The sequence below is a fragment of the Petropleomorpha daqingensis genome, from assembly GCF_013408985.1.
In the GTDB taxonomy this organism is placed as follows: domain Bacteria; phylum Actinomycetota; class Actinomycetes; order Mycobacteriales; family Geodermatophilaceae; genus Petropleomorpha; species Petropleomorpha daqingensis.
The window spans coordinates 1,613,793-1,637,195 of sequence record NZ_JACBZT010000001.1 but is presented as its reverse complement, the minus strand read 5'-3'; the positions used below and the strand labels follow the sequence as shown (position 1 = coordinate 1,637,195).

The following is a 23,403-nucleotide window of genomic DNA, read 5'->3' as shown; positions in this document are numbered from 1 at the left end:
GACGCTTAACCTCGCTGCGCACACGGGGTTGGGGTGACTACATCCGGCCCGGTCACTCGCTTCGTGCCAATGACGGTCCGTCCGCGAGAAACACCAGATCCGCCGCGGCGGCCGTCCGAGGAGAAGCGCCTTGTCCGAATCGATGATCGACGCCGGGACCGGAACAGCGAGGCCGTCGCGAGCCCTCTGGGGCGACCGGTCGGTCAAGACCAAGGTGCTCGCCACCGTCACCGTCTCGGCGGCCGTCGCCGGCGTGATCGGCTTCATGGGACTCGTCTCGCTCGACGACGCCGCCGTCTCCGCGCAGGCCCTCTACGAGAGCAACCTCATCGGTGCGGTCTCGGCGACGGAGATGGACACGCTGCTCAGCGACATGCGGGTCAACACCCGCGACACCGTGCTCGCCTCGGACCTGCAGGACGTCGAGGCCAACCTGGCCGACGTCGACGGGCTCCGGACGGAGTTCGACGCCGCGGTCGCCACGTACACCGCGGGTGAGATGACCACGGCGCAGAAGGACTGCGTCGACGAGGTCGTCGACGCGATGGACCAGTACGTGGCCTTCCAGAAGAACGTCCTGGCGCCGCTGGCCCGGTCCGGCGACGTCGACGGCTGGATCGCGACCAACGATGCCCAGGGCGCGCCGATCCTGAAGACCCTCACCGCCGACATCGACGAGCTGCGCGACAGCGAGGAGAAGGCGGCCGCCCAGGCGGCGGCCGCCATCGAGGCCGACTACACGACGCAGCGGGCGATCTCGATCTCGGTGATGGTGGCCGGCGTGCTGCTGTCCCTCGGGTTGGGCTGGCTCGTCGCCGCCAAGCTGGCCCGGACCAGCCGCCGCGTGCAGACCGTCGCCGAGGCGCTGGCGAGCGGCGACCTGACAAAGGTCAGCGGGGTCACCGACCGCGACGAGCTGGGCCGGATGGGGCAGGCCCTGGACACCGCCGTCGGCAACCTGCGCGGCCTGGTCGCCACCCTGGCGACCTCGGCGGACGCCGTGGCGGCGTCGTCGGAGGAGCTGTCGGCGTCGTCGGCGCAGATCGCGGCCTCGGCGGAGGAGACCTCGACCCAGTCCGGCGTGGTGTCGTCGGCGGCCGAGGAGGTCTCGCAGAGCGTGCAGACCGTGGCGGCCGGTGCCGAGCAGATGGGCGCGAGCATCCGGGAGATCGCCGCCAACGCCGCCGAGGCCTCCGAGGTCGCCTCCCGCGCGGTGACCGCTGCGGAGACCACGACGGCCACCGTCAACAAGCTCGGTGAGTCGTCCGCCGAGATCGGCGCCGTCGTCAAGGTGATCACCTCGATCGCCGAGCAGACGAACCTGCTGGCGCTCAACGCCACGATCGAGGCGGCCCGCGCCGGCGAGGCCGGCAAGGGCTTCGCCGTCGTCGCGAACGAAGTCAAGGAGCTGGCCCAGGAGACGGCCAAGGCGACGGAGGACATCGCCCGCCGGGTGCAGGCGATCCAGGGCGACACCGGTGCTGCCGTCTCGGCCATCGAGGAGATCTCGACCATCGTCGGGCAGATCGCCGACCGGCAGACCACCATCGCCAGCGCGGTGGAGGAGCAGACCGCCACGACCCAGGAGATGTCCCGCTCGGTCACCGAGGCCGCCGGGGGCACCACCGAGATCGCCCGCAACATCACCGGGGTCTCCGGTGCGGCCGAGTCGACGACCCAGGCGCTGACCCAGACGCGCGTGGCCGTCGACGACCTCTCCCGCATGGCCGCCGAGCTGCGCACCACCGTCGGCAGCTTCACCTACTGATCACCCGACGCCGACCGCGGTCAACGGGGACCGCGGGTGGCGCGCGCCCTCATCACGCATCCCCCACAGGAGACAGAGCATGACTCAGCACGAGACCGGCCGGTCGGCCCGTTCCGCCCTCTGGGGCGACCGAGGTGTCCGCACCAAGGTCCTGACGGCGGTCGCCGTCGCGGTGGTCGTCGCCGTGGCCATCGGCGTCCTGGGGCTGTCCGCCCTGAGCACCGCCGCCGGCCGGACGCAGGAGCTGTACTCCGGCAACCTCGCCGGTACCAAGGCGGCCGACGAGATGATCGTCAGCGTCTACACGGTCCGGAAGGACATCCGGGACGTCGTCATCACGCCCGACCCGGCCGACGCGGCGAAGGTCCTCGACGGCATCGCCGACGCGAAGGCCGCCTTCCACGACGCGGCCGACGCCTATCTCGCCGCCGGGCCGACCGCGGCGCAGCGGGCGCTGCTGGACCAGGCCGTCACGGCGTTCGACGAGTACGTGGACAAGGCCACGACCGTCCTGGGTCCCCTCGGCGTGGCCAACGACTACGCCGGCTTCTACGCCGTCAACAAGGCGCAGGTCAGCCCGATCGCCCAGCAGGTGGAGGACCTGCTCGGCAAGCTGGCCGCCGGCGAGGACACGTCCGCCCAGGCCGCCGCCACGCAGGCCCACGAGGACTTCGTCTCGCAGCGGACGCTGGTGATCGTCGTCCTGGTCGTCGGCGCCGCGCTCGGCCTGCTGATCGGCTTCCTCGTCGCCCGGGCCCTGGCGCGAGGCGTCGGGCGGGTCCATGACGTCGCCGAGGCCCTCGCCGACGGCGACCTGACCCGCACCGCCGGCCTGACCACCCGGGACGAGCTCGGCCGGATGGGTGCGGCGCTCGACACGGCCATCGCCAACCTGCGCGGCCTGATGGCCTCGGTCGCCGGCTCGGCCGACGCCGTCGCCGCCTCCTCCGAGGAGCTGTCGGCGTCGTCCGCGCAGATCTCCGCGTCGGCGGAGGAGACCAGCGCGCAGTCCGGCGTCGTGTCGGCTGCAGCGGAGGAGGTCAGCCGGAACGTGCAGACCGTGGCCGCGGGTGCCGAGCAGATGGGCGCCTCGATCCGGGAGATCGCGTCGAACGCGGCCGAGGCGTCGGAGGTGGCGGCCCGCGCGGTCAGCGCCGCCGAGACCACGACCGCGACGGTGGCGAAGCTCGGGGACTCCTCGGCCGAGATCGGCAACGTGGTGAAGGTGATCACGAGCATCGCGGAGCAGACGAACCTGCTGGCGCTGAACGCGACGATCGAGGCCGCGCGGGCCGGGGAGGCCGGGAAGGGCTTCGCCGTCGTGGCCAACGAGGTCAAGGAGCTGGCGCAGGAGACGGCCAAGGCCACCGAGGACATCGCCCGCCGCGTCGAGGCCATTCAGGCCGACACCGGCGCCGCGGTGACGGCGATCGAGGAGATCAGCGCCATCGTCGCCCAGATCTCCGACCGCCAGACCACGATCGCCTCGGCGGTCGAGGAGCAGACGGCCACCACGAACGAGATGTCGCGGTCGGTCACCGAGGCGGCCGGGGGCACCACGGAGATCGCCGGCAACATCACCGGCGTCTCCACCGCGGCCGAGTCGACCACGCAGGCGCTCACCCAGACGCGCACCGCCGTCGACGAGCTGTCCCGCATGGCCGCCGACCTGCGGACGACGGTCGCGACCTTCACCTACTGACGGCCCGGCCGGGCGGGCGAGACCCGCCCGGCCGGAAAGCCCGGCGGTTCGCGTCACGTCGCCGCCGACTCCGCCGATAACAGACCCGGAGCACGCTGCCCGCCTGCCGGCGGCATGAGAGAAGAGAGCAACAGTGGACGGTCTGGACGACATCGTCGAGGAGTTCTTGGTCGAGAGTCATGAGAACCTCGACCAGCTGGACACGGACCTCGTCGCCCTGGAGCAGGAGCCGAACTCGCGCGAGCGGCTGTCCAGCATCTTCCGCACGATCCACACGATCAAGGGCACGAGCGGCTTCCTGGCGTTCAACCGGCTCGAAGAGGTCACCCACGTCGGCGAGAACATGCTCTCCCGGCTGCGGGACGGCGAGCTCGCCCTGACGCCCACGCGCACCAGCGTGCTGCTGCAGATGGTCGACACCGTGCGCTCGCTGCTCACCTCGATCGAGTCCACCGGTGGCGAGGGGACGGTCGACGTGTCCGCCGTCGTCGCGGCCATCACCGGCGCGATGGAGGACGGCGCTGCCGCCGAGGCGCCGGCCGCCGAGCCCGCCGCGAAGCCGGCCGCGACCCGCGTCCGCAAGACCGCCGCGAAGAGCACGGCCGCCAAGGCCCCGGCCGCGAAGGCCGCCCCCGCGAGGAAGGCCGCGCCCGCCAAGAAGGCCGCGCCCGCCCGCGCCGCGGCGACGAAGGCGCCGGCCGCCGCGCCGATCGCCGACGTCGAGGACGTCGCGCCGGAGGTCCCTGTGACCGGGTCCCCGCTCGCGCCGGCCGTCGAGACGCCGCTGCCCGAGGCCACCGTGCCCCAGCCGCGCCCGGCCGCCGACGACGAGGAGCACCCCCAGCAGGAGGCCCGCCGCGGCGTCGCCGACAGCACCATCCGCGTGGACGTCGACCTGCTCGACGAGCTGATGCTGCTCGTCGGTGAGCTGGTCCTCACCCGCAACCAGATCGTCCAGTACGTCGGCCGGACGAACGACACCGATCTGCTGCGCGCCTCCCAGCGGCTCAACCTCATCGCCAGCGAGCTGCAGGAGGGCGTCATGAAGACGCGCATGCAGCCGATCGACCACATCTGGTCGAAGCTGCCGCGCGTCGTCCGCGACCTCGGCCTGCAGCTGAAGAAGACCATCCGCCTGGAGATGGAGGGCCGGGACACCGAGCTCGACAAGACCCTCCTCGAGGCGGTCAAGGACCCGCTGACCCACCTGGTCCGCAACTCCGTCGACCACGGCATCGAGGCCTCCGACGTCCGCAAGGCCAAGGGCAAGCCCGCCGAGGGCGTGCTCACCCTCCGCGCCCGGCACGAGAGCGGGCAGGTCGTCGTGGAGGTCGCCGACGACGGCGCCGGCATCGACTCGGCCAAGATCGGCGCCAAGGCCGTCGAGCGCGGCCTCATCTCCGCCGACGCGCTCAACCGGATGGGCCCGCAGGACCTCCTGCAGCTGATCTTCCTGCCCGGCTTCTCCACGGCCGCGGCGGTCACCAACGTCTCCGGCCGCGGTGTCGGCATGGACGTGGTCAAGACCAACATCGAGTCCATCGGCGGCACCATCGAGGTCGAGTCGCAGCCCGGCGAGGGCACGGTCATGCGGCTGCGGATCCCGCTGACGCTGGCGATCGTCCCGGCGCTGACCGTCGAGTGCTCCGGTGACCGCTACGCCATCCCGCAGATCAGCCTCCAGGAGCTGGTGGCCCTCGACGCCGAGAAGGCCGCGACCGCGGTCGAGGAGGTCGGCGGCGCGCCGGTCTACCGCCTGCGCGGCGAGCTGCTCCCGCTGGTCCGGCTCACCGACGTCCTCGACCTGCCCAGCGACCGGCACGACGGGCACCTCGTCATCGCCGTGCTGCGTTCGGAGGGCCGGCGTTTCGGCCTGGTCGTCGACCGCGTCCTCAACACCGAGGAGATCGTGGTCAAGGCGCTCGGCGGCCAGCTGAAGTCGATCGGGCTGTACTCCGGCGCCACGGTGCTCGGCGACGGCGCGATCGCGCTGATCCTCGACGTCCAGGCGCTCTCCCGGCGCGCGCTGCGCACCGAGACCACCGAGCGCCAGGAGTCGCGGGAGGCCGCCGCGGCTGCCCTCGCCTCCAGCGACCGCGACCGCCAGCGGATGCTGCTGGCCGCGATCGGTGGCGGTCGCCGCGTGGCGATCCCGCTCGACACGGTCACCCGCCTCGAGCAGGTGCGCACCGAGGCCGTCGAGCGGGTCGGCAACCGCGAGGTCGTGCAGTACCGCGGCGCGATCCTGCCCATGGTCCGGCTCGACCGGCACCTGGGCGCCTACGGCGAGACCGACCGCGAGGTGCTCGAGGTCATCGTCTACTCCGACCACGGCCGCAGCGTGGCCATCGTCGTGGAGGAGATCCTCGACATCGTGGACGGCGAGACGGCCGTGCGCAGCGACATCGACGACATGGGCCTGCTCGGCTCCGCCGTCCTCGGCGACAAGGTGACCGAGCTGCTCGACGTCCGGGCCGCGATCCTGGCCGCCGACCCGGCCTTCTACGACGTCCCCCTCAACGCCCTGCCGACGACCGACGCCGTCGCGGCTCCCCTGCTGGAGGTCTGACCCGTGTCCGCAACCGCCGATCTGAAGGCCCCCGCCACCGGCGGCCAGCTGGCCACCTTCTGGCTGGACGGCGACCTGTACGGCGTCGAGGTCGAGCACGTGCAGGAGGTGCTGCGCAGCCAGAAGCTCACCCGGGTGCCGCTCGCGCCGACCGCCGTGGCCGGCCTGATCAACCTGCGTGGCCAGGTCGTGACCGCGATCGAGCTGCGCGAGCGGCTGGGCCGCAAGCCCCGGCCCGAGGGCACCGACGCCGTCGTCATCGTCGTCCGGCTGCACGGCGAGGCCGTCAGCCTGCTGGTCGACTCGATCGCCGACGTGGTGGACGTCGACGCCACCGACTTCGAGACGCCGCCGGACACCTTGGACGGCAAGGCCCGCGAGCTGATCCGGGGCGCTTACAAGCTGTCCGGTCAGCTGCTGCTGGCGCTGGACGTCCAGAAGGCCGTCTCTGCATAACCTTGAGTGACCGGCTCCTTACCAGAAGCAGCCGGACACGCGGCCGTTCCCCACCGGATCTCCGGCTATCGGGTGACGGCCGCGTGGCGTTTCCGGCCGACTGCCGTCAAGCTGTGCGAACCCACTTCCCGGGAGCGCAGGAGGCGTCGTCGTGCCCTATTCGCTGGTCAGTGCCGCGACGCTCGGATTCGACCTGGTGCGCCTGCCCGCCGGTCGTGCCGTCGCCGAGGTGCTGCTCACCGGCCTGAACGCGGACACGACCACCCTCGACCGGCTCGCCGCCGCCCACCCCGGCCGGGAGGCGACGGCGGAGCAGCGCGGCGTGCTGGCCGTCCGCTCCCGCCGGGCCCGCGAGCTGGCCTCCGGGGTCCCGCACGTCAGCGGGGTCCCCGAGCGCGCCGCGGCCGCGAACGGCGAGGACCGCACCGCCGTCCTGGTCACCCAGCTCGAGCGCGGGATGATCGGCAACGCCCCCACCCTCGAGCGGCTGCTGCGCGAGGACGTGCTGGGCCCCGAGCACGGCCAGGCGGCACTCGTGGACGAGGACGTCCGGGCCGAGGCCGCCGACGTCCTCGCCGACGCCGCCATCGGCTTCTGGGCGGCCGAGGTGCTGCCCCCGCTGGTGCACCGCGAGCTCACCGCCGCCTACCACCGCGCCGCGGTCGCGTGGGGCGGGCTGCCCGACCTCGGCGCCACCACCGACGAGCTCGCCGAGCTCCTCTCCTCGATCGCCGCCCAGGACGGCGCCGGTCGCGGTCGCTGGCGGGCGGCCACGGACGACGGCCGCGCCGAGCACCGGCCGTGGGCCTCGGCGATGCACGACGCCTGCTGGGCCGCGCACGTCTCCGGGCGCACGCGCACGCTCGCCGCCGCGCAGCTGCACGCCGTCCGGGCGTTCCTCGACGGCGGCTTCGACGCCCGCGACGGTGCGCACGGCGTCTGGAACGCCGTGGCCGGCTGCGTGCAGGCGGTCGTGATGGCCGACCTGCTGGACGAGGCGTCGCTCGAGGTCCTGCGCGCCCCCTGGCTGCGCGTCCGCCCCGCCTCCTGAGGGTCGGCGGCCGACCGCGGCCGCCAAGTCGACAATTCGGTCGACGCCGTTTCCGTGTCGACATTCCGACAATTCAAAGAATGGCGCGACACGGCGAAAAAAATTGTGCCGGGCGCGGCGTTTCGCGCCGCCCGGGAGCTCCTCCGTCCAGTTCACTCTGGTCCCACACGAACCAGTAGCCCCACCGTTCGCAGCCGTGGCGAGAGGGCTCAGGACCGGATGGACACACCACCATGGCTCTTGCACGCCGCGCACTTCTCCTCGCGTTCGTCGCGGTGTGCGCTCTGCTGCTCGCCGTCGGAGTCGTCGGGCCGGGGCAGCCGCCTCGCGACCACGGGACGACCGGTGCCGTTGCCGCCGGCACGGCTGCGGCGCCCGGTGCGACCCCCGAGCTGAGCACGAGCGTCTCGAAGCAGACGAGCCCGCTGGTGCTGCTCGCGACGAGCGAGCCGGCCGCGACCCGGCGGTCCCGGCACCGCGTCCGGCCGGTCGGCCGGCGCAGCAGCGCGCACCGGCACGGGCGCCGTCCGGCACCTCGGCCGGGAGGCCGGGCCGCGCCCCGCGGTCGCCATCGGCGGCTGCGGCCCGAACCGATCGCCGGCGTCGACGAGCAGCTCGCCCGAATGGCGCTGGAGCTGAACGTGCTGGTCGGTTCGTTCCGCTATTGATCATTTCCGTCCTTTCCGGACGGGACCGGACAGCAATCTCGGCAACCCGCTCAAGAGCGGGCCGGAAATGCCGATGACGTATCGACAGCCTGCTGGGCGGGCGCCCGGCAGAAAGCAGGAGGAACACGCGTGGACCGGATCAAGGTGATGGTGGTCGACGACTCGGTCGTCGTCCGGAAGATCGTCACCGACGTGCTGTCCGAGGACCCGGCCATCGAGGTCGTCGGGACCGCCGTGAACGGCAAGGTCGCGGTCAGCAAGCTCGAGCAGCTCAAGCCCGACCTCGTCACGATGGACATCGAGATGCCGGAGATGAACGGCATCGAGGCGGTCCGGGCGATCCGCGCCGGTCAGGGCGGATCCGGGCGCAGCCGCGTGCCGATCATCATGTTCAGCACGCTGACCGAGCGCGGCGCCTCGGCCACCCTCGACGCGCTGTCGGCGGGCGCGAACGACTACGTGACCAAGCCGGCCAACGTCGGCAGCGTCGCCCAGTCCATGGAGAGCGTGCGCCAGCAGCTCATCCCGAAGATCAAGGCGCTGACCGGTCGCCCGGCCACCCCCGCCGGGCACCGCGCGCCCGCGCCGGCCGCCCTCCCGCCCCGCGCCCCGGCCCCGCGGACGGCGCCGGCCCGCAAGCCCGCCGTCCTCGTGATCGGCTCCTCGACCGGCGGCCCCGAGGCGCTCGCCCGGGTGCTGCCGGCCCTGCCGGCGTCCCTGCCCGTGCCGATCCTGCTCGTGCAGCACATGCCGCCGGTCTTCACCCGCCAGTTCGCCCAGCGTCTCGACCGGCTCTGCGCGCTGCGCGTGGTGGAGGCGGTCGACGGGACCCCGCTGCAGCCGGGCACCGTGCACCTCGCCCCCGGCGACCGGCACCTCGTCGTCCGCCGGACCGCCCGGGGACTGCAGACCGCCCTGACCCAGGACCCGCCGGAGAACTTCTGCCGCCCCGCGGTGGACCCGCTGTTCCGCTCGGCCGTCGCCGCCTACGACGGCGCCGTGCTCGGTCTCGTGCTCACCGGCATGGGCTCCGACGGCCGCAACGGCGCCGGTGCCATCCGCGAGGCGGGCGGCACCGTGCTGGTCCAGGACCAGCAGACCTCGGTCGTCTGGGGCATGCCGGGCGCCGTCACCCAGGCCGGCCTCGCCGACGAGGTCCTCCCCCTCGATCGCGTCGCCGAGGCGATCCACCGTCACCTGTCCGGCGTTGCACCCGTCACCGCCGTTCCTGCCACCGCTGGAGGACTCCGATGACCCTCGCCACCACCAACTTCGACTGGGTGCGCCAGCTCGTGCACCGGGAGAGCGCGATCGTTCTCCAGCCGGGCAAGGAGTACCTGGTCGAGGCGCGGCTGCTGCCGATCGCCCGGTCCATGGGCCTGGCCGACGTCGGCAAGCTCGTCGACGCCGTCCGCAGCCGGCCCGACCCCGACTCCACCCGGCGGATCGTCGAGGCGCTGACCACGAACGAGACGTCCTGGTTCCGGGACGGCGACCCGTTCACCGCCCTGACCTCGACCGTGCTGCCGTCGCTGGTCGCGGCCCGCGGGCCGAACGAGCCGCTGAAGATCTGGTCGGCGGCGTGCTCGAGCGGCCAGGAGCCGTACACGATCGCGATGCTGCTCGAGGACGCGCTGCCGAGCGCGGCGACGCGGGTCGCCATCACCGCCACGGACCTCTCCCGCGAGATGGTCGAGCGGACCCGGGCCGGGCGGTTCACCCAGCTCGAGGTCAACCGCGGCCTGCCGGCGCCGATGCTGGTGCGCCACTTCACCCGCGCGGGCAACGAGTGGGAGGTCGCTCCGGCGCTCAAGCGCATGGTGACCGCCAGCGAGTGCAACCTCGCCGCGCCGGCGTTGCCGCCGATGGGCCCGTTCGACGTGGTCTACCTGCGCAACGTCCTCATCTACTTCGACCTGAGCACCAAGCAGGCGATCCTCCGGCGGGTGCGTGCGGTCATGCGCCCCGACGGGTGGCTGTTCCTGGGCGCCGCGGAGACGACTCTCGGCGTCGACGACTCATGGGAGCGGGTCGTCATCGGCCGCAGCTCCGCCTACCGCCCGCTGAAGGGGGCCTGAGAAGTGCGTGCTCTGGTGATCGACGACTCCCGCGCCATGCGCCGGATCGTCTCGCAGATCCTGGAGGGCCTCGGGTACGAGGTCCGCGACGCCGGCCACGGCCGGGAGGGGCTCGACGTCCTCGACGAGGGCTGGATCCCCGACCTGTGCACCGTGGACTGGAACATGCCGGTGATGGACGGGCTGCAGTTCGTCTCCGCCGTCCGCGCCAACCCCGCCCTGCGGAGCGTGACGATCATGATGGTCACCTCCGAGAGCGAGCACACGCAGATCGTGCGCGCTCTGGCGGCCGGTGCCCACGAGTACGTGATCAAGCCGTTCACGGCCGACGCGATCCGCGACAAGCTGGCGCTGCTCGGCCTGCTGCCCGAGGAGGCCCTGCTGTGACCGCCTTCCCGACGACCGGGTCCGACACGGGGGAGCGCCGTCGCGCCGGCGACACCCGACCGGTCATCTCCGCGCTGATCGACGAGGCCACCGTCCAGGCCATCGCCGAGGAGGCGTGGATCGCCCTGGTCGGCGAGGACGAGGTGCTCGTCCCGCTGCCCGGTGACCTGCCGGCCGACCCGCTGTCCAGCTGGGTCGACGTCGTCGGCCCGTGGACCGGCAGCGTGGTGCTCACCACCGGCGCCCAGACGGCCGCCGAGCTCACCCGCGCGCTGCTCGGCGACTACGCCCCCGACCTGCTCGAGCACGAGGACGTCGCGGACGCGTTCGGCGAGATCGCCAACGTGGTCGGCGGCAACGTCAAGGCCGCTCTCCCCGGCCCCTCCGCGCTCAGCCTCCCCGAGGTCGGCAACCCGCCGGCCGTCCGGAACCCCGCCGACGTCGTCCGCATCGACGTCCTGTGGCGTGGCCAGCCGGTCTCGATCTCCGTGCAGGGTGCACTCCCGCCCCTGCCGGTGGCCCATCACTGATCCCCCGCATCACGGAAGTAGGTGTCCCTGTGAAGATCCTCGTCGCTGACGACAGCCGCGTGATGCGGCAGATCGTCATCCGCACGCTCCGCCAGGCCGGTTACGACGACCACGAGATCGTCGAGGCCGAGGACGGCGCCGACGCGCTGGCCAAGGTCGGCTCGGAGAAGCCGGACCTGGTCCTGTCCGACTGGAACATGCCCAACATGACCGGCATCGAGTGCCTGCAGGCGCTGCGCTCCTCGGGCTCGGACGTGCCGTTCGGCTTCGTCACCTCGGAGGGCTCGCCCGAGATGCGGGAGAAGGCGGCCAACGCCGGTGCCATCTTCCTCATCGCCAAGCCGTTCAACGAGGACACGTTCAAGGAGCACCTGGACGGGGTGATCGCATGACCACGGTCGTGCTGCCCGCCGCCAAGGACGTCAAGGACATGCTCTCGGGCCTGGTCGGCAAGCCGGTCGCGGTCAACCCGGGTCCGCCGGTCACCCCGACCGAGAAGAGCCCGGTGTCGGTCGCGGTCTACGTCGACCCCGGCATGGCCATCAACGCCCTGTGCGTGATGGACCTCGCGGCCTCCGCCTACACGGCCGGCGCCCTGGCCCTGCTGCCCCCCGGCGGCTGCCAGGACGCGGTCGAGGAGGACGGCGAGCTCACCAGCCTGCTGGTCGAGGCGCTGCACGAGGTCGTCAACGTGCTCTCCGCGATGTTGAACGTCCCCGGTGCCCCGCACTCGAAGCTGCACAAGCTCTACGCGCCGGGCGAGGACCTGCCCGGTGACGTGGCCGGCATGCTGGCCAACTTCAACCGGATCGACCTCGCCATCGAGGTCCCCGGCTACGGCAAGGGCGGGCTCTCGCTCGTGCTGCCGTGACATCGTCGGCCTACCGGCCGACACCGCGGCCACGAGACGTACCCCTGCCGCGTTGAGCCCCACCCGTCGCTGCTCGGGAGACCCTCCGGGCCTCCCCTCGCAGCGACACGCGACCCCCGTTGCCCTCGGGCAGCGGGGGTCGTCGCGTTCTCAGACCAGCGCTGGGCTGCGATCCTTCTGCTCGCTCGGCAGGCAGGCCCACACGTGCTTGCAGCTGCCGTCGACGTACCACCCGTGCGCCACCGAGAGCCGGGCCACCAGGTGCAGCCCCAGGCCCCCCTGCGCCGGGTCGCGGTCGACCGCTGGGGCCGGCATGACGCCGGCCGCGCGGTCGCTCACGTCGAGCAGCCAGCCACCGCTGCCGGCGACGACCGTCGCCACCACCGGGGACTCTCCGTGGCGCAGCGCGTTGGAGGCGAGCTCGTCGAAGGCGAGGATGAGCTGCTCAGCAGCGGGATCGTCCTGCTCCGGGGGAAATCCGACGTCGTCCAGCCTGCTCCGCAAGACGGAGCGGGCCGACGGGAGTTCCGCTATCCCGTCGAGGTGCCACCGCCAGACCTCCCCGCGACCATCCGGCAACGGCCGTAATGGCCAGGTCATGACTGCCATGCCTCCTCCGCGTGTCGTCCGCCGTCTCGGACGTCGGATAGGGTGCCCAGTTCCGCTCCTGCCGAACCCCGGATCTCGGACAGAGGGAAATCTCACGTTCAGCGGGGTTGCGGGTCCGGCCTGACCAGCAGCGCGACGAGCGCGACGTCGTCCTCCGGAGTGCCCTGCAGCATGCGGTCGAGCACCTGGTCGCAGAGCTCGCCCAGCGGCCGGCCGGCCAGCTCTTCCAGGCACCCGCGCAGCCGGTCGAGCCCGTCGTCCAGGGTGCTGCCGCGCCGCTCGATGAGCCCGTCGGTGTAGAGCAGGACGACGCTGCCCGGGACGACGTCGAGCGTCGACTCGACGCGGTCCGCGGTGGGGTCGACGCCGAGCATGAGGTCCCCGAACCGCCCGCCGAGCACCGCCACCTGCCGGTCGGGCGTGAGCAGGAACGGTGGCGGGTGGCCGGCGTTCGCCCAGCGCATCAGGACGCCGTCGTCCCCCGCGAGACCCTCGAACCGCGCGACGGCGGCCGTGGCGAGCGCGCCGGTGTGCATCGAGGCGATCGCCTCGTCCAGCCCGCGCAGGACCGCGGCCGGCCCGTCGCCGCTGTGGTGGGCGACACCGCGCAGCAGCCCGCGCAGCTGGCCCATCATCGCCGCCGCGGCGGTGTCGTGGCCGACGACGTCGCCGATCACGAGCACCGGCGTCCCGTCCTGCTGCAGGAAGGCGTCGTACCAGTCACCGCCCACCCGCGCGGCCTCCGCGGCCGGGACGTACCGGACGACGACCTCCGCGTGCGGGATGCCCGGAGGCTCGGTCAGCAGGCTGCGCTGCAGCGCCTCGGCGAGCTTGGCCTGCTGGCTCTGCCGGTGCACCCGGTCGACGGCCCGGCCGGCCTGGGCGGCGACCTCCCGGGCGGTCTCGACGTCCTGGGGCCCGACCACCCGCCCGGCGTCGTGGTAGAGCGTGAGGACGCCGACGGTGCGGTCGGCCGCGGGCAGCGGGAGGACGGCGGCCCGCTCGGGCCCGAGCTGCTCGAGCAGATCGCGCGCCGGGCCAGGGCGCATGAGCGCCAGGACGTCGGCCACCGGCTCGGTGACCGGCGTGCCCGCGGTGAGCGCGAGCGCGACCGGCGAGGTCGGCGGCAGCGTCTCCAGGCGGATGTCGGCGTAGCGGGCCAGCAGCCCGCGCTTGCCCGGGTCGGCGTGCCAGGAGCCGACGTCCCGGGCGCGGCCGTCGCGGTCGACCACCGTGACGATGCACGCGTCGGTCAGCGTCGGGACGACGATGCGGGCCAGCCGGCCGAGCGCCGAGACGCTGTCGAGGGCGCCGGAGAGCTCCGCGTTGACCCGAGACAGCAGGTCCAGCCGGGCGGTGGCCCGGCGCGCCGTCTCCTCGGCGGTGTGCCGGGCGGTGATGTCGAAGAAGTACACCGCCAGGCCGTCGGGTCGGGGCCACGCGCGCACCTCGTACCAGCCGGGCAGCTCTCCGGAGTACTGCGCCTCGAACGTGATCGACTGCCCGGACGCCACCGCGTCGCGGTACGCGGCCTCGAACCGGCTGCCGACCATGCGCGGGTAGACGTCCCAGATCGAGCGGCCGAGCAGCTCCTCGCGGGGCAGGTGCAGCAGCCGGTCCATCTCCGCGTTCACGTAGCGGAAGCGCCATTGCCGGTCGAGGAGGAAGAACGCCGCCGGCATCGCCTCGAGCACGCCGGCGAGGTCGTCGGGGTCGAGCTCACCGCCGGCGTCGACGACCACGCGGAGCGGGACGCGCCGGGGTCGCTCGGCCGGAGGTGGCTGCTCGGTCACCTCGACCCCCCAACGTCGGGCCCCCGTCGCGGCCCCGCTGTTGGAGCGCGCCCTGCCGCGCGGCGGAAGGGCGGACACCGTGATTGTGGCCGCGGTCACCGGCACTGCCAAGGAGGCCCGGTGCGCCGTCGTTCACGATCCGGTCACGCCACCGTCGCCCGCACGGCCCCGGCGATCGCCGCCACGCCCTGCGGCGCCCACACGATCGAGTCGTGGTTGGTGTCGGGCACGCTGCGCCCGGTGATCCCCGCCTGCTCGGCGCCGAACCCGGCCAGGCGCGGCTCGTCGTAGAGCCCGGGCGGCTGGTCGCTCATCCCCCGGGGCGCCCAGAGCAGCGTGGCCGGCACCGGCAGCTCGCGGGCCACCTGGAGCACCCGCTCCTCGGCGAGCAGGTCGGCCCCGTCGGCGCGCACCGCCGCGGGGACCACGGCGCTGCGCAGCGCCGGTGGGTCACCGGTCAGGTCGCGCGCCAGGAAGGCGGCCACCGAGGGGACGTCCACCCACGGGCCGACGGTCGGGTGCCCGGCCCAGAACGCCCGGACGGCGGCGAGATCGGGGAACGTCGTCGCCAGCCGGTCCAGCGTGCTCCCGAGCAGGGCGGTGAGCATCGCGTCGACGTCCTCACCCGGTTGGCGGGGGAAGGGCAGCCCGCCGTCGACGAGCACGAGCCCCCGAACCCGGTAGCGCGTCGCCGCGGACGCGGCCAGCGTGGCGACGAAGGCGCCCATCGAGTGCCCGACGACGACGGCGTCGCCGAAGCGGCCGAGCAGGGTGGCGACGTCGTCGGCGTGCGCGGCCAGGCCGTACGGACCCGGGAGCCCGGCCGAGCCGGCCCGACCGCGCAGGTCCGGGGCCACCACCTCGAACTCCCCGGCCAGCTCGCCGGCGATCCGCGCCCACACCAGCGCGTTCGACGTGATGCCGTGCAGGAGCACGACCAGCGGCGCGCCGGGGGAGTCCGCTCGCCAGTGCAGGACCGACAGCTCGCCGCCCGTGACCGGAACCATCGTCTGCTCGGCATCCCGCACCGGCCCAGTCTGGTCCGGGGCGGTTTCGCGCACCTAACCGCGCGCGGTTAGGCGCGCGAAACCGCGGTTCAGTCCGGGTGGGAGAGGAGGTAGCGGCCGAAGTGGGGGACGGTGAACGCGATCTGGCCGCGCTCGGCGGAGTAGACGAGGCCCTTCTTGATCAGCGAGTCGCGCGCGGGGGACAGCGACGCCGGCTTGCGGCCCAGCGAGACGGCGACCTCCGACGTCGCGACGGCGCTCCCCTGCGGTCCGCCGAGCTCCGCCATCGCGTGCATGTACTCGCGCTCGGCCGGGGTCGCGCGGTCGTAGCGGGAGCCGAAGAAGCCGACCGCCAGCTCCGTCTCGGCCACCGGCGCGGCCATCGCGACGTCGTCCGCGGTGATCGGTGAGGCGGCCGCGACGTCCCAGGTGACCTTGCCGTAGGCCTGCACGAAGTACGGGTAGCCGTCGGCGGCGGCGTACAGGGCGTCGAGCGCGGCCGGCTCGAAGGTCACCTCCTCCCGCTCGGCCGGCGCGATCAGCGCCAGGTCGGCGGCCGGCCGGTCGAGCCGGTCGATGCGCAGGTAGCGGAACAGCCGCTCGGAGTAGCTCTTCGACGCCGACAGCACCGCCGGCAGGTGCGGCAGGCCCGCGCCCACGACGATCAGCGGCGCGCCCTGCTGGGACAGCTCGTGGCAGGCCGCGCAGATCGCCGAGACGTCGTCGGGCTGCACGTCCTGCATCTCGTCGATGAACAGCGCGATGCCCTTGCCCACGTCGGCGGCCAGCCCCGCCGCGTCGCTGAGCAGCTCGACCAGGTCGATCTCCATGTCCCCGGAGTCGGCGCGGCCCATCGCCGGCGGCACGTCGATGCCCGGCTGCCAGCGGTCGCGCATCTTGGCGTCCGGCTCCTGCCGCAGCGCGAACGCCTTCACCACCCCCAGGACGGCGTCCATCGACTCCTGGTCGGGGTGCCGCAGCTCACGCAGCGCCATGTGCAGCGCGGAGGAGACCGGCCGGCGCAGCGACTGGTCCGGCCGCGCCTCGATCTTGCCGGTCCCCCACCCGCTGCCGATCGCCGCCGAGCGCAGCTGGTTGAGCAGCACGGTCTTGCCGACCCCGCGCAGCCCGGTGAGCACCAGGGAGCGTTCCGGCCGCCCGTGGGCGATCCGCTGCAGCACGACGTCGAACGCCGACAGCTCGGTGTCCCGGCCGGCGAGCTCGGGCGGGCGCTGTCCCGCGCCCGGGGCGTAGGGGTTCCGTACGGGGTCCACGTCGAGCACCGTATGGGGCCGTCTAGCGAGCGCCGTAGACATCCGTAGAACGCCCGAGCGTGTCGTCAGTCCGGGCCGGGATCCTCGGTGGCGAGCTCCTGGATCCGCCGCGAGCGCTCCTCGGCCGCCTCGGCTGCCCGGAGGTGCTCCCCTGGGTCGCCGTCGCCGCGCTCGGCGTGCTGAGCCAGCCGCCGGTGCACCGCGGCCATCTCCAGCAGTTTGGACGCGGCGTTGTAGATCGCGCCCTCCACGCTCTGCCGCTCCGCGTCCAGCAGGGTCTGCGCCGACCAGGCGTGCCCGACGTGGCAGGTGTAGATGACTGCGCCGTCCGGTGCCGACTCGAACATCCCGCCCTGGCACTCGGGGCAGCCGAGCGCCGCGGGGGTGCCGAGCTCGCTCGTCGCGGTGGGCGGTTGCTCCATGACCACTCTTCCTTCCTGCTGCGCACCGACTCCCCCGCGCTCCGCCACCGGACGGCGCACGAGGTCGGCCACGGCGGGGCCCAGCGCTGCTGCCGGGAGCGCCCGCGCCCGCCGCACGGCGGCGAGCGCGGCCCGCGGCATCCCGGTCACCCGGGCCTCGTCGGGATCCTGGACCAGGACGACGCCGTCCTGGGCCGCGACCGCCGCGGCGCCCACCGCTCCGTCGTCCAGCGCGCCGGAGAGGACCACCGCGACGACCCCCGGCCCGTACGCCGCAGCCGCGCTGCGGAACAGGGCGTCGATCGCCGGCCGCTGCCGGTTCTCCCGCGGCCCACGGGACAGCCGCACCTTCGAGTCGTGGACCAGGAGGTGCTGGTCCGGCGGGGCGACGACGATGCTGCCCGGTCGCAGCGCCTCGCCGGTGCGCGGATGGGCAGCCGGGAGGGCCCCGGCACGGGCGAGCACCTTCGGGAGGGCGCTGTCGGAGCTCGGCTGGAGGTGGACGGCGACCAGCACCGCGGCCGGCAGATCCGCCGGCAGCCCCGCGACGAGCTGCTGCAGGGCCTCCAGGCCGCCGGCGGACGCTCCCACCACCACGAGCCGATCGGTCAGCGGACTCGCCTCCCCCGGACCGGTGGCGGCCACGTCTCGGCCGCCCCTCATCCTCCTCCTGGTCGCGGCGCACGACGCATCGAGGTGGGTCTACGCCTCTCTCGCGACGACGCTAGAGAGGCGTAGACGTCGTCAGATGCTGTGTCCTGCGTGGTCGTCCCGCTAGCGTGACCGCCGTGATCAAGTTCGTGGTGAAGGTGGTCATCCTGGCCGCGGCCTTCTACGGGATGGCCTACTTCCACATCCCGAAGGGGCTCTCGGTCGATCCGAACCCGAACGGGGTCCTGGGCGAGTTCGGCACCTACCTCTGGATCGGGCTGATCTTCGGCGTCGTCAACGCCATCGTCGGGCCGATCCTGCGGCTGCTGTCGCTGCCGTTCGTCGTGCTCACCCTCGGGCTGTTCCTGCTGGTCATCAACGCCGCGCTGCTCGGCCTCACGGCCGCGCTCACCGACCGGCTGTCGGTCGACGGATTCCTCACCGCGGTCCTCGGCGGGCTCATCCTCGCCGTCGTCGGCTGGGTCGCCGACCAGGTCCTCGAGCGCTGACCCTTCCCCCGCCGCGTCGCCGTGACGGGCGCCACGGTCAGGGATAGCGTGGGTTTTCATGGCCACGACGACCGGCGTCGTCCCGGAGACCCCGGGACGCGCAGCGGGGGACGACGAGGTCCCCCCACCCCCGGCGGCTCCGACCGAGCTCGCCGCACTGGAGGCCGAGCGCACCGAGAAGCGTGAGCTGCTCGACCGCGCCGCCGAGACCGCCGTCGGGGAGCGCACCCGCTTGCCCGCCGGCTGCGGCCCCTCCGACGTCCCCGCGCTGCTGCAGCGCTACTACTGGAGCGAACCGGCCGCCGAGGTCATCGGGCACGATCCGGCCGAGCTCGCCGGCCTGGCGCTCGGGCACCTGAGGCTCGCCGAGGTCCGGCCGCAGGGCGCGGCGACCGTCGACGTGCAGCGGCTGGACGACGGGCGCGGGATCGTCCGCATCGTCACCGACGACATGCCGTTCCTGGTCGACTCGGTCACCGCCGAGGTCGTCCGGCAGGGCATCTCCCTGCAGCACGTCGTCCACCCGGTGGTCGTGGTGCGGCGGGACGTGACCGGCCGGATCCGGGCGTTCTGCGACAGCCCCTCCCCGGACGGGTGCGGTGACGACGCCCTGCCCGAGTCGTGGATGGCCGTCGTCCTCGACGGGCCCTTGGACGACGAGGCGGCCCACGACCTCGTCGTCGGCCTGCGCTCGGTGCTCGCCGACGTGCGCGCGGTCGACGAGGACGCCGCGCGGATGCGCACCCGGGCCCTGGAGCTGGCCGACCGGCTGGAGAAGCTGGCCGACAGCGCCGAGCAGCCGACCTCCGACGACCCGGCCGACGACCCCGCCGAGGCCGCCGCGCTGCTGCGCTGGCTGGCCGACGGCAACTTCGTCTTCCTCGGCGCGCGCGACGTCGAGCTGGTGCCCTCGCGGGGCAAGACCGCCTCGCGCGCCGTCCCCGGCACCGGGCTCGGCGTGCTCCGCAGCGACACCGACATGACCGCCGCCGTCCTGGGCACCCCCGAGGCGACGCGGACGCCGGGCCACTCGCTGCTCGTGGTGACCAAGGCCGACGCCCGCTCCACGGTGCACCGGCGCGCCTGGCTGGACCTGGTCGGTGTGCGGCTGCCGGCCGAGGCGGGCGTCAAGCAGCACCGGCTGGTCGGGCTGTTCCCCACCGCCGCCTACACCACGAGCGTGCTCGACGTCCCGCTCGTGCGCCGCCGCGTCGCCGAGGTGATCGCCCGCTCCGGCGTGCCGGCCGACAGCCACACCGGCAAGGCGCTGCTCGACGTCCTGGAGACCTACCCGCGCGACGAGCTGCTGCAGATCGGGACCGATGAGCTGTTGCCGGTCGCCATGGCCGTGCTGCACCTACAGGAGCGCCGGCAGACGCGGCTGTTCCTGCGCCGCGACCCGGCCGGCCGGTTCTGGTCGGCGCTGGTCTACCTGCCGCGGGACCGGTACACCACCGAGGTCCGCACCCGCATGCAGCAGCTGCTGCTCGAGCGGCTCGGCGGCACCGCGATCGAGTACACCGCCTGGTCGACCGAGTCGGTGCTGGCCCGGGTGCACTTCGTCGTCCGCCTGCCGGTGGGCCGGCGCGGATCGCCGAAGGGGCCCAAGGTCGACGGCGAGGCGCTGCAGGCCGAGCTGGCCGCCGTGGCGCTCAGCTGGACCGACGAGCTGGCCGCGGCGCTGCACGCGGTGCACCCGCCGGCCGAGGCCGAGCGGCTGCTGGCCCGGGTCGCCGACGCGTTCCCGGCCGCCTACCAGGAGGACTTCCCGGCCACCCGCGCCGTCGCCGACCTCGAGCAGCTCGAGGGCCTGGACGCCGGCGGGATGGCGCTGCGGCTGTGGACTCCTCCGGACGCCGCCCCGTCGGAGCGCCGGCTGACCATCTACCGCGTCGGCCAGCGGCTGCTGCTCTCCGACGTCCTACCGGTGCTGCAGCACATGGGCGTCGACGTGGTCGACGAGCGGCCGTACGAGATCGACCGGATCGGCGCGCCGCTGGCCTGGATCTACGACTTCGGGCTGACCACCACGGTCGAGGACCTGCCGCTGCTGCGCTCGCTGCCCGAGCGGTTCACCGAGGCCATGGGTGCGGTCTGGCGCGGGGACGCCGAGGACGACGGCCTGGGCGCGCTGGTGCTGCTGGCCGGGCTGAACTGGCGGCAGGTGACCGTCGTCCGCGCGTACGTGCAGTGGCTGCGGCAGACCGGGCTGCCGTTCGGGCAGGACTACGTCGAGGCGACGCTGGCCGCGCACCCGGAGATCGTGGGCCGGCTCGTGGCGCTGTTCGAGACCCGCTTCTCCCCCGGCCGGGACGCCGGGCGCGAGGCCCGGCAGAAGGACCTGGTCGAGTCGCTGCACACCGCGATCGGCGCGGTCGAGTCGCTGGACGCCGACCGGCTGCTGTCCGCGCTGCTGGCCGCGGTCCGCGCCACCCAGCGGACGACGTACTACGCCGGTGGCCCGCTGGCGCTCAAGCTCGACCCCGCCTCGGTGCCCGACCTGCCCGAGCCGCGGCCCAAGCGCGAGGTCTGGGTCAGCTCCCCGCGGGTCATGGGCATCCACCTGCGCTTCGGCGCGGTGGCGCGCGGCGGGCTGCGCTGGTCGGACCGCCGGGAGGACCTGCGCACCGAGGTGCTGGGCCTGGTCAAGGCGCAGATGGTGAAGAACACCGTCATCGTGCCGACCGGCGCCAAGGGCGGCTTCGTGGTCAAGCAGCCGCCGCCGGACGGAGCCGGCCGCGACGCCGTCCAGGCAGAGGGCATCGCCTGCTACAAGCTGTTCATCGGGGCGCTGCTGGCGCTCACCGACAACCTGGTCGACGGCAAGGTCGTGCCGCCCGAGCGCGTCGTCCGGCACGACGGCGACGACACCTACCTCGTCGTCGCCGCCGACAAGGGGACGGCGACCTTCTCCGACATCGCCAACCAGGTGGCGCTCGACAGCGGCTTCTGGCTCGGCGACGCGTTCGCCTCCGGCGGGTCGGTCGGCTACGACCACAAGGCCATGGGCATCACCGCCCGCGGCGCGTGGGAGTCGGTGACCCGGCACTTCCGCGAGCTCGGTGTCGACGTGCAGGCGGAGGACTTCACCGTCGTCGGCATCGGCGACATGTCCGGCGACGTCTTCGGCAACGGGATGCTGCTGTCGGAGCACATCCGGCTGGTCGGGGCGTTCGACCACCGGCACGTGTTCGTCGACCCCTCCCCCGACGCGGCGAGGTCGTTCGTCGAGCGCCGCCGGCTGTTCGACCTGCCGCGCTCGTCGTGGGCCGACTACGACGCGTCGCTGATCAGCGAGGGCGGCGGGGTCTGGCCGCGGACGGCGAAGTCGGTGCCGGTCTCGCCGCAGACGCGGGTGGCGCTCGGGCTGGCCGACGACGTCGAGGCGCTGGCGCCGACCGAGCTGATCCGGGCGATCCTGCTCGCGCCGGCCGACCTGCTGTTCAACGGTGGGATCGGCACCTACGTCAAGGCGCGCGACGAGAGCGATCTCGAGGTGGGGGACAAGGCCAACGACGCGGTCCGGGTGGACGGCGAGCAGCTGCGGGTCCGCGTGGTCGGCGAGGGCGGCAACCTGGGGCTGACCCAGCGCGGCCGCGTGGAGTTCGCGCTGGCCGGCGGGCGGGTCAACACCGACGCGATCGACAACTCCGCCGGCGTGGACACCTCCGACCACGAGGTGAACATCAAGATCGCGCTGAACCGGCCGGTCGACGCCGGTTTGCTGTCCGCCGCTGCCCGGGCGAAGCTGCTCGGGACGATGACCGACGAGGTGGCGGCCGCCGTCCTCACCGACAACCACGCGCAGAACGCGGCCCTGGCGACCGAGACCACCTCGGCCCGGTCGCTGCTCGACGCGCACGAGCGGTTCATCCGGCACCTGGAGCGCAGCGGCCGGCTGGTGCGCAGCGTCGAGGCGCTGCCCGACGAGCGCGGGCTGGCCGAGCGGCGGAGGGACGGGCAGGCGCTGACCAGCCCGGAGCTGTCGGTGCTGCTCGCCTACGCCAAGCTCGAGACCGACGACGCCGTCCTGCACTCGACGCTGCCCGACGACCCGTCGCTGGAGGACCTGCTCGTCTGCTACTTCCCGGCGGCGTTGCGGGACCGCTTCCCCGACGCGATCTCCGCGCACCCGCTGCGGCGGGAGATCGTGGCGACCGCGCTGATCAACCGGGCGGTGAACATCGCCGGGGTCACCGGGCTGTTCCGCCTGTCCGAGGAGACCGGGGTGCCGCTGGCCGCGGTGACCCGCGCGCACGCCGTGGCGCTCGCCGTCTTCGAGGTCGACCGGCTGTGGAACGCCGTCCGGCCGCTGGACAACCAGGTGCCGGCGACCGCCCAGGTCGAGCTGCGCACCGAGGCGACGCGGCTGGCCGAGCGGGCGACCCGGTGGCTGCTGCGGCTGCCCGCGCTGACCAGCGAGCACCCCGCCCCGCTCGCCGACGTGGTCGGCCGGTTCACCCCCGCGGTGGCCGAGGTGCGGGCCGGGCTGCCGTCCTGGCTGCTCGGCGGGGAGGCGCAGGCCTACGCCGACCGGGCCGCGCGGCTGGAGTCGACCGGCGTCCCGGGGTCGCTGGCCACCGAGGTCGCCGCCGCTCCCCTGCTGCCCTCGGCGCTGGACCTGGCGATCGTGGCCGAGGAGACCGGCGCCCCGATCGCGCTGGCCGGGCAGGTCATGCAGCGGCTGGCCGACCGGCTGGGCCTCGTGCCGCTGCGCGAGCAGATCATCGCCCTGCCCCGTGACCGCCGGTGGAACTCGATGGCCCGGGCCTCGCTGCGCGACGACCTGGCCGCCGAGCAGGCCGCGCTGACCGCCGACGTCCTGGGGCTGCGGTCCAAGGACAAGGCCGACGCGGGGGCCCTGGTCGAGGCGTGGGCGTCGGCGTGGGACATCGCGCAGCGCCGGGCCGCCGGCCAGCTCACCGACATCGCGACCGGGGACCGCCAGGAGCTCGCCGAGCTGCTGGTCGCCGTCCGGACCCTGCGCGGCCTCCGCCACCGCTGACGGGGGCGGCGGCTTCACCCTCGCGGTGTCGTCGCCGCCCTCGCGTCATGCCG

At 73.7% G+C, this 23,403-nt stretch carries 19 protein-coding genes; 14 read left to right on the top strand and 5 right to left on the bottom strand.

Going from position 1 to position 23,403, the window contains the following annotated elements:
* The first annotated feature begins 142 nt into the window (after positions 1 to 142).
* From GGQ55_RS08165 to GGQ55_RS08110, 12 genes are all read left to right on the top strand, one after another.
* The gene (locus tag GGQ55_RS08165) at positions 143 to 1,768 is read left to right on the top strand and encodes a methyl-accepting chemotaxis protein (protein WP_179722441.1); all 1,626 of its coding nucleotides are present in this window, start codon (positions 143 to 145) and stop codon (positions 1,766 to 1,768) included.
* A gap of 79 nt (positions 1,769 to 1,847) precedes the next feature.
* Positions 1,848 to 3,470, top strand: coding sequence for a methyl-accepting chemotaxis protein (locus GGQ55_RS08160; protein ID WP_179715944.1), 1,623 nt, complete (start codon positions 1,848 to 1,850; stop codon positions 3,468 to 3,470).
* A 133-nt stretch (positions 3,471 to 3,603) separates the two neighbouring features.
* Positions 3,604 to 6,039, top strand: a complete 2,436-nt coding sequence (locus tag GGQ55_RS08155; RefSeq protein ID WP_179715942.1) for a chemotaxis protein CheA — start codon at positions 3,604 to 3,606, stop codon at positions 6,037 to 6,039.
* 3 nt (positions 6,040 to 6,042) lie between these two features.
* Positions 6,043 to 6,495: a chemotaxis protein CheW gene (locus tag GGQ55_RS08150; protein WP_366488996.1), complete on the top strand. Its 453-nt coding sequence runs from the start codon at positions 6,043 to 6,045 to the stop codon at positions 6,493 to 6,495.
* Positions 6,496 to 6,646: 151 nt separating this feature from the next.
* Entirely contained in the window at positions 6,647 to 7,546 is a 900-nt protein-coding gene (locus tag GGQ55_RS08145; protein ID WP_179715940.1) for a hypothetical protein, read from the top strand.
* A 233-nt stretch (positions 7,547 to 7,779) separates the two neighbouring features.
* Complete coding sequence (locus tag GGQ55_RS08140; RefSeq protein ID WP_179715939.1) at positions 7,780 to 8,214, top strand: hypothetical protein; 435 nt, start codon at positions 7,780 to 7,782, stop codon at positions 8,212 to 8,214.
* 129 nt (positions 8,215 to 8,343) lie between these two features.
* Entirely contained in the window at positions 8,344 to 9,468 is a 1,125-nt protein-coding gene (locus GGQ55_RS08135; RefSeq protein ID WP_179715938.1) for a protein-glutamate methylesterase/protein-glutamine glutaminase, read from the top strand.
* Positions 9,465 to 10,292, top strand: coding sequence for a CheR family methyltransferase (locus tag GGQ55_RS08130; protein ID WP_179715937.1), 828 nt, complete (start codon positions 9,465 to 9,467; stop codon positions 10,290 to 10,292). Before GGQ55_RS08135 ends, GGQ55_RS08130 begins: the two co-directional genes overlap by 4 nt.
* Positions 10,293 to 10,307: 15 nt before the next feature.
* Positions 10,308 to 10,679 (top strand): response regulator, encoded by a 372-nt coding sequence (locus tag GGQ55_RS08125; RefSeq protein WP_366488995.1) that lies wholly within the window; start codon positions 10,308 to 10,310, stop codon positions 10,677 to 10,679.
* The gene (locus tag GGQ55_RS08120) at positions 10,676 to 11,209 is read left to right on the top strand and encodes a chemotaxis protein CheX (RefSeq protein ID WP_179715934.1); all 534 of its coding nucleotides are present in this window, start codon (positions 10,676 to 10,678) and stop codon (positions 11,207 to 11,209) included. The genes GGQ55_RS08125 and GGQ55_RS08120 overlap by 4 nt, the downstream gene beginning before the upstream one ends.
* A gap of 29 nt (positions 11,210 to 11,238) precedes the next feature.
* Positions 11,239 to 11,601, top strand: coding sequence for a response regulator (locus tag GGQ55_RS08115; protein WP_179715933.1), 363 nt, complete (start codon positions 11,239 to 11,241; stop codon positions 11,599 to 11,601).
* Complete coding sequence (locus GGQ55_RS08110; protein WP_179715932.1) at positions 11,598 to 12,080, top strand: hypothetical protein; 483 nt, start codon at positions 11,598 to 11,600, stop codon at positions 12,078 to 12,080. The genes GGQ55_RS08115 and GGQ55_RS08110 overlap by 4 nt, the downstream gene beginning before the upstream one ends.
* Before the next feature lie 150 nt (positions 12,081 to 12,230).
* Here GGQ55_RS08110 and GGQ55_RS08105 read toward each other — a convergent pair whose 3' ends face one another.
* The 5 genes from GGQ55_RS08105 to GGQ55_RS08085 form a co-directional block, all read right to left on the bottom strand.
* Entirely contained in the window at positions 12,231 to 12,680 is a 450-nt protein-coding gene (locus GGQ55_RS08105; RefSeq protein WP_436277825.1) for an ATP-binding protein, read from the bottom strand.
* A gap of 107 nt (positions 12,681 to 12,787) precedes the next feature.
* A complete protein-coding gene (locus GGQ55_RS08100) occupies positions 12,788 to 14,482 on the bottom strand; it encodes a SpoIIE family protein phosphatase (RefSeq protein ID WP_179715929.1) in 1,695 nt (564 codons plus the stop codon).
* Between the two features lie 143 nt (positions 14,483 to 14,625).
* Positions 14,626 to 15,510, bottom strand: coding sequence for an alpha/beta fold hydrolase (locus GGQ55_RS08095; protein ID WP_366488992.1), 885 nt, complete (start codon positions 15,508 to 15,510; stop codon positions 14,626 to 14,628).
* Positions 15,511 to 15,578: 68 nt separating this feature from the next.
* Positions 15,579 to 16,763, bottom strand: a complete 1,185-nt coding sequence (locus tag GGQ55_RS08090; protein ID WP_179715928.1) for a DUF8462 domain-containing protein — start codon at positions 16,761 to 16,763, stop codon at positions 15,579 to 15,581.
* Positions 16,764 to 16,828: 65 nt separating this feature from the next.
* Positions 16,829 to 17,848 (bottom strand): chemotaxis protein CheB, encoded by a 1,020-nt coding sequence (locus tag GGQ55_RS08085; protein ID WP_179715927.1) that lies wholly within the window; start codon positions 17,846 to 17,848, stop codon positions 16,829 to 16,831.
* A 125-nt stretch (positions 17,849 to 17,973) separates the two neighbouring features.
* Between GGQ55_RS08085 and GGQ55_RS08080 the strand changes: the two genes are divergently transcribed.
* Together GGQ55_RS08080 and GGQ55_RS08075 are read left to right on the top strand one after the other, a co-directional pair.
* Positions 17,974 to 18,345 carry a phage holin family protein gene (locus GGQ55_RS08080; protein ID WP_179715926.1) on the top strand — a complete coding sequence of 124 codons (372 nt, stop codon included), beginning with the start codon at positions 17,974 to 17,976 and terminating at the stop codon, positions 18,343 to 18,345.
* Between the two features lie 58 nt (positions 18,346 to 18,403).
* Entirely contained in the window at positions 18,404 to 23,350 is a 4,947-nt protein-coding gene (locus tag GGQ55_RS08075; RefSeq protein ID WP_179715925.1) for an NAD-glutamate dehydrogenase, read from the top strand.
* Positions 23,351 to 23,403 lie beyond the last annotated feature (53 nt).

What these genes read in the sequence shown, in the direction of transcription:
- GGQ55_RS08165 (WP_179722441.1), top strand. Translation starts at nt 143, where the DNA reads ATGATCGACGCCGGGACCGGAACAGCGAGGCCGTCGCGAGCCCTCTGG.
- GGQ55_RS08160 (WP_179715944.1), top strand. Translation starts at nt 1,848, where the DNA reads ATGACTCAGCACGAGACCGGCCGGTCGGCCCGTTCCGCCCTCTGGGGC.
- GGQ55_RS08140 (WP_179715939.1), top strand. Translation starts at nt 7,780, where the DNA reads ATGGCTCTTGCACGCCGCGCACTTCTCCTCGCGTTCGTCGCGGTGTGC.
- GGQ55_RS08130 (WP_179715937.1), top strand. Translation starts at nt 9,465, where the DNA reads ATGACCCTCGCCACCACCAACTTCGACTGGGTGCGCCAGCTCGTGCAC.
- GGQ55_RS08110 (WP_179715932.1), top strand. Translation starts at nt 11,598, where the DNA reads ATGACCACGGTCGTGCTGCCCGCCGCCAAGGACGTCAAGGACATGCTC.
- GGQ55_RS08105 (WP_436277825.1), bottom strand. Translation starts at nt 12,680, where the DNA reads ATGACCTGGCCATTACGGCCGTTGCCGGATGGTCGCGGGGAGGTCTGG.
- GGQ55_RS08085 (WP_179715927.1), bottom strand. Translation starts at nt 17,848, where the DNA reads ATGAGGGGCGGCCGAGACGTGGCCGCCACCGGTCCGGGGGAGGCGAGT.
- GGQ55_RS08075 (WP_179715925.1), top strand. Translation starts at nt 18,404, where the DNA reads ATGGCCACGACGACCGGCGTCGTCCCGGAGACCCCGGGACGCGCAGCG.